Annotated in this window: 4 protein-coding genes; 3 read left to right on the top strand and 1 reads right to left on the bottom strand. The window is 72.3% G+C overall.

Annotated elements, in window-relative coordinates; genetic code table 11:
* Window positions 1-71: 71 nt before the first annotated feature.
* Entirely contained in the window at window positions 72-1,571 is a 1,500-nt protein-coding gene (locus tag MTF69_RS40710) for a helix-turn-helix domain-containing protein (protein WP_243341851.1), read from the bottom strand.
* Window positions 1,572-1,804: 233 nt separating this feature from the next.
* Here MTF69_RS40710 and MTF69_RS40705 point away from each other — a divergent pair, with 233 nt between their 5' ends.
* The 3 genes from MTF69_RS40705 to MTF69_RS40695 all read left to right on the top strand — a co-directional run bounded on the left by MTF69_RS40705 (window position 1,805) and on the right by MTF69_RS40695 (window position 5,980).
* Window positions 1,805-2,632 carry a xanthine dehydrogenase family protein subunit M gene (locus tag MTF69_RS40705; protein WP_243341850.1) on the top strand — a complete coding sequence of 276 codons (828 nt, stop codon included), beginning with the start codon at window positions 1,805-1,807 and terminating at the stop codon, window positions 2,630-2,632.
* The gene (locus tag MTF69_RS40700) at window positions 2,629-5,415 is read left to right on the top strand and encodes a molybdopterin-dependent oxidoreductase (protein WP_243341849.1); all 2,787 of its coding nucleotides are present in this window, start codon (window positions 2,629-2,631) and stop codon (window positions 5,413-5,415) included. Before MTF69_RS40705 ends, MTF69_RS40700 begins: the two co-directional genes overlap by 4 nt.
* Before the next feature lie 118 nt (window positions 5,416-5,533).
* Window positions 5,534-5,980 carry a molybdopterin-dependent oxidoreductase gene (locus tag MTF69_RS40695; protein ID WP_243341848.1) on the top strand — a complete coding sequence of 149 codons (447 nt, stop codon included), beginning with the start codon at window positions 5,534-5,536 and terminating at the stop codon, window positions 5,978-5,980.
* Window positions 5,981-6,000: the final 20 nt, after the last annotated feature.

Here is a 6,000-nt window from a genome sequence, read left to right as displayed (position 1 = left end):
CGGCAACCTGCCCGCTACACTCCCACCGCTCGACGTTTCCCCAGGTCAAGCCACAAAGTACTGCTGGAGTACTAGCAGTGCAGCGCCGCGTACAGGTCCAGCTTGTGGTCGAGGCGCGAGAGGTCGCGGCCGGTCAGGGCCTCCACCCGCTCGATCCGGTAGTGGACCGTGTTCACGTGCAGGTGGAGCGCCTCCGCCGTACGCGTCCACGAGCAGTTGTTCGCGAGGAACACCTCCAGGGTCTCCCGCAGCATCCCGTCCCCGAGCGAACCCAGGGTCCGCGCCCCGAACACCCCGCGCACCTCCGGCGGGACCCCCGAGAGCAGTTCGGTCAGGGTGTCCAGCTGCTCGACCCCACGGACCGCGACGACCGCGTCCGCCGCCGTCAGCGCGAAGCGCGCCTGGCACAGTGACGCGCGTAGCCCGTCGGCCGTAGCCGCCCGCGCGCCCACGCCGAGCCGCAGATCGGCCCCCGGGCCGGCGCACGCCTGGAGCAGCGGCCATACGGAACGCAGCCGGTCGGCGAGATCGGCGGTGCCGGCGGCTCCGGCCCCGCCCGCGCTCCCGCCCGCGCTCCCGCCCGCACCCCAGTCAGGGCCCTCGTACAGCACCGCCCCGCCCGGCCCCGCCGCCCACCGGACGCCCTCCAGGTGCCCCAGCGCCTCCGCCAGCGCGTCCCCGTCGGTCGTCGTCACCACGCGGTACGGGCCCCCCGCGGGCAGCCCGGCCGCTTGGAGCGCGGCGCCGAGGAGGTCGGGTTCGGCCTCGGCCGCCACCAGGGCGAGCAGGTCGCGCCCGGCCGCCCGGTGCGCGGCGACCCGGCGGGCCTCCCCGTCGCGGTACTGCGCGAACACCTCGGCGATCTCGTGGAGCACCCGCGGCGGCGCGGCGTCGGCGTCCGGGAGGTGCAGCAGCCAGGCGTCGTACGGGGAGCTCTCGGCCTCGACGCCCAGTGAGACCCCGCCCTTCGCGGCGGAGGCGGCCCGCTGAGCCGGGATCACGGGCGCGGAGGGAGTACGGGCCACCGTACGGCCGCTCGCGGTCAGCAGGTAGCAGGGCAGCCGGCCCAGGTGCGCGCACGCCCGGTCCAGCAGCTCCGCCGGCCCCGCCCCGCCCTCCAGGAGCCCGCTGAGCTCGCTGCGCACGTTCTCGGGAAGCGCGAAGTGCCGGGTCGGGCGGCGGCTGAGGTCGCCCCACTGGCGCAGGTACACCGCTTCGGTCACGGCCCGGAAGCTGGTCCGCGCGGGCACCGCCACCAGCGGCATCCGGTGGGCCCGGCAGGCGGCGACGAGCTCCTCGGGCACCTTTCCGTGGGTCTCCTCGCCGGCCAGCAGCGCCCGCGCCCCGGCGTCGGCGAGGGCGGCGACGAAGCGGTCGGTCCTGGCGGCCGATTCCCCCGGACGCCACCACACGAGGCCGCTGAGCACGAGCTCTCCGGGACCCAGGAACCGGCCCGGGTCCTCCAGGTCGGTGGCGGTCACCCCGCTGACCTCCTGGCCGAGAAGGGACTGCTCGCCCCAGAGCAGGGTGAGGCCGAGGCTGTCGGACTGAAGCAGGTCGAGGACGTGCATGGCGGGGACTCCTTGCGGCGGGTGGCAGCCCACAATCGCGAGGCGAATATGAGGCTTGCCATGGTAAATGCAAGGACATCCCTTCGAACAGCCTCTTGGATGATTCACCAGGGAGATCCGGTCCGCCCTCGCCGTTTTCCGTGCCGGGGACCAGTCGTCCCCGCCCCCGGCCCGTTGTTTCACTGAACCGGCCGACGGAATCGCCCAGCCGACGACCGAAAGGATGGCGGGAAATGGATCTCAACACGGTGCTCGACGTACGCGACGCCCGCCGCCGCGAACCCTGGCGTCCGGGTGACGCCTGGCTCGGCGGCGGCACGTACCTCTTCTCCGAGCCCCAGCCCCACATCCGCCGTCTCGTCGACCTCTCCCGGATGGGCTGGCCGCCCCTGTCCTGGCAGCCCGACGGCTCCCTCGACATCGCCGCCACCTGCACCATCACCGAGCTGTCCCGCTTCGGCCGGACCCTGCCCACCACGGCCGCGCCGCTCGTCGAACAGTGCTGCCGCGCCTTCCTCGCCAGCTTCAAGATCTGGAACATGGCGACCGTCGGCGGCAACCTCTGCAACGGCCTCCCCGCCGGCCCGATGATCTCCCTCACCGCCGCCCTCGACGGCACCGTCCTCCTCCAGGGCCAGGACGGCGCCACCCGCCGTCTGCCCGTCACCGACTTCATCCGCGGAGCCGGCGTCAAGGACCTGCGCGACGGCGAACTGCTGCGCTCCGTCCGCCTGCCCGCCCGCGCCCTGGACTCCCGTACCGCCTTCCGGCAGGCCTCCCTCTACGGGCTCGGCCGCTCCGGCGCCCTCGTCATCGGTGCCCACGACCCCCGGGACGGCTCCCTCGCCGTCACGGTCTCGGCCGCCACCACCCGCCCCTTCCGCTTCTGGTTCGCGCTGCCGCCCACGTCGGCCGAGCTGCGCCGGGCGATCGACGACACCGTCCGGCCCGACGAGTGGTACGACGACATCCACGGACTCCCCGCCTGGCGGCGGCACATGGCGCTGCTCCTCGCCGAGGAGATCCGCCGCGAGCTCGACTCCGAGGAGGCTTTCCGATGAGCTACGAGATCGACATCAACAAGCAGCGTTTCACCGAGGAGCCCCGCTCCGGCCAGTGCCTGCGCACCTACCTGCGCGAGCGCGGCTGGTTCGGCGTGAAGAAGGGCTGCGACCAGGGCGACTGCGGCGCCTGCACGGTCCACGTCGACGGGCAGCCCGTCCACAGCTGCCTCTACCCGGCCGTCCGCGCCGAGGGCCGCTCCGTCACCACCGTCGAGGGACTGTGCTCGCCGGGCGGCGAACTGCATCCCGTCCAGCAGCAGTTCCTCGACGCCCAGGGCTTCCAGTGCGGCTTCTGCACCGCCGGGTTCCTGATGACCACCTCCGCCCTCCAGGCGGAGCGGGGCACCGCCCACGACGACGGCAAGCTGGAGGACCTCCCCCGCGCCTTCAAGGGCAACATCTGCCGCTGCACGGGATACCGCGCCATCGAGGACGCCGTACGCGGCGTGCAGCACGTCGAAACCCCCGAGGCGGGCCAGGCCGTCGGCAAGAGCCTCGGGGCCCCCGCCGGACCCCAGGTCGTCACCGGCACCGCCCGCTACACCTTCGACGTCGCCGTGCCCGGTCTGCTCCACATGAAGCTGCTGCGCTCCCCGCACCCGCACGCCCGCATCGTCGCCATCGACACCCGCGACGCCCTCCAGGTGCCGGGCGTGCATGCCGTCCTCACCCACCACGACGCCCCTGACCGGCTGTACTCCTCGGCCCGGCACGAGCACCCGACCGAGGACCCGATGGACACCCGGGTCCTGGACGACGTGGTCCGCTTCGCCGGCCAGCGCGTGGCGGCTGTCGTCGCCGACTCCGAGCAGGCCGCCGAGGAGGGCTGCCGCCGCGTGGTGGTCACGTACGAGGAACTGCCGTACGTCATCGACCCGGAGGAGGCCATGCTCCCGGGCGCCCCGGTCATCCACCCCAAGGGACCCGAGTCGGGCATCTTCCGCGCCGAGAACAACGTGTGCGGGGAGGTCCACAACACCCTCGGCGACATGGAGAAGGGGTACGCGGAAGCCGATGTCGTCCACGAGGAGACCTTTCAGACCCAGCGCGTGCAGCACGCCAGCCTGGAAACCCACGGCAGCGTCGCGTACTTCGAGCCCAAGGAGGACGGCTCCCCGGGCGAACGCATCACCGTCCGCTCCTCCACCCAGGCACCGTTCCTGACCCGGCGGGCCCTGTGCGCCCTCTACGACCTGAACGAGGACGAGGTCCGCGTCGTCGCGGGCCGCGTGGGCGGCGGGTTCGGCGGCAAGCAGGAGATGCTCACCGAGGACATCGTGGTCCTCGCGGCCCTGAAACTGCGGCGCCCGGTGAAACTCGAATTCACCCGGGCCGAGCAGTTCTACGGAGCCACCACCCGCCACCCCTTCAAGATCACCATCAAGATCGGCGCCAAGGCCGACGGCACCCTCACCGCGCTCCGCATCCGGGTCGTCTCCAACACCGGCGCCTACGGGAACCACGGCCCGGCCGTCATGTTCCACAGCGTCGGCGAGTCCTTCGCCGTCTACAAGGCCCCGAACAAGCAGGTCGAGGCCTACTCCGTCTACACCAACGCCGTGCCCGCGGGCGCCTTCCGCGGCTACGGCCTGGGCCAGGTCCTGTTCGCCCTCGAATCGGTGATGGACGAGCTCGCCGTCCGGCTCGGCATCGACCCGCTCGTCCTGCGCGAGAAGAACGTCATCGGCCCCGGCGACCACATGGTGACCCCGATCGGCCACGAGGAGGACCTCTTCATCGCCTCGTACGGCATGAAGCAGTGCATGGACGTCGTCCGCAAGGCCATCGCCGAGGACCGCAGCCACGAGGACGTTCCCGAGGGCTGGCTCACGGGGCAGGGCACGGCGGTCGCGATGATCGCGACCGGCCCGCCCGGCGGTCACTACGCCGACGCCCGGATCAGCCTGCTGCGGGACGGGACGTACGACATCGCGGTGGGCACGGCCGAGTTCGGCAACGGCACCACCACCGTCCACAAGCAGATCACCGCCGGCGCCCTGAACACCACGGTCGACCGGATCACGGTCCGCCAGTCGGACACGGACGTGGTCCGGCACGACACCGGCGCCTTCGGCTCGGCCGGCACGGTGGTGGCGGGCAAGGCGGTCTTGCTGGCCGCCGACTCCCTCGCCGAGCGCCTCAAAACCTTCGCCGCCCGCCACACGGGCGTGGCCCGGCACCTGTGCAAGCTGTCCGCCGAAGCCTTCGACTGCGCGGGCCGGGTCGTCACCCTCAAGGAGCTGTACGAGGCCGCGTACGACAAGGGGAAGCTGGAGGAGATCGCCGCCGACGGCCACTGGGGCGGCTCCCCGCGCTCGGTGGCCTTCAACGCCCAGTGGTTCCGGATCGCCGTCGATCCCGGCACGGGCGAGATGAAGATCCTGCGCAGCGTCCACGCGGCGGACGCGGGCAAGGTCATGAACCCGATGCAGTGCCGGGGCCAGGTCGAGGGCGGAGTCGCCCAGGCCCTGGGCGCCACCCTCTTCGAGACCGTACGGGTGGACGAGCGCGGGGAGGTCACCACGGCCGCCTTCCGCCGCTACCGCCTCCCGCAGTACGCCGATGTCCCGCGTACGGAGGTCCACTTCATGGAGACCTCCGACGCGATCGGCCCCCTCGGCGCCAAGTCGATGTCCGAGAGCCCCTTCAACCCGGTGGCCCCCGCCTTCGCCAACGCGCTGCGCGACGCGACGGGGATCCGCTTCACGGAGCTGCCGGTGACGCGGGACGTCGTCTGGCAGAAGATCCACGAAGCCGGCGGCCGACCCTGCCCCTCGTGATGGTGAATCTGAATCTGCCAGGCAGAAGCGACTATTGCATGCACAGATGCGGCTCATATCAACCTCCCAACCTCGCAGACGAGGTTCCGGAGGGCGGCGGGCCGGGCATGAGTGACTCATGGCCAAACTCATGCTGCACGGAGACCTGGACCACCCGGCGACGCTCAGCGTCGCGGATCTGCGGGACTGGGCACAGCGCCGGGCCGCGGTCACGTTCGACTGCGCGACGAACGGTCCGCAGCACCACGTGTTCGAGGGCCCGTTGCTCCGGGAGGTCATCTCGGACGCCGGCCCGGCCTTCGACGCCCGCCGCCGCAAGGACCGTTCGCGGTTCCTGCTCGCCGTGACCGGCGGGGACGGCCACCATTCGATGCTGTCCTGGGCCGAGTTGGACCCCGACTTCGGCGCGAGCCCGGTGCTGCTGGCGACCCGCCTCGACGGCGAAGACCTCGACGAGGCGGGTGCGCAGCTGGTGGTCCCTTCGGACCGGTGCGGGGCGCGCTACGTCAGCGCCGTCACGCACGTGTGGTTCGGCGCGCTGTCTCCGCCGAGCCTGGGGCTGTAGGGCCGGGGCGGCCGCCCCGG

It is taken from the genome of Streptomyces sp. AP-93, assembly GCF_022808175.1.
Taxonomy (GTDB): domain Bacteria; phylum Actinomycetota; class Actinomycetes; order Streptomycetales; family Streptomycetaceae; genus Streptomyces.
Note: the sequence above shows the minus strand (reverse complement) of the source record. Positions and strands in the feature narration are given on the sequence as shown.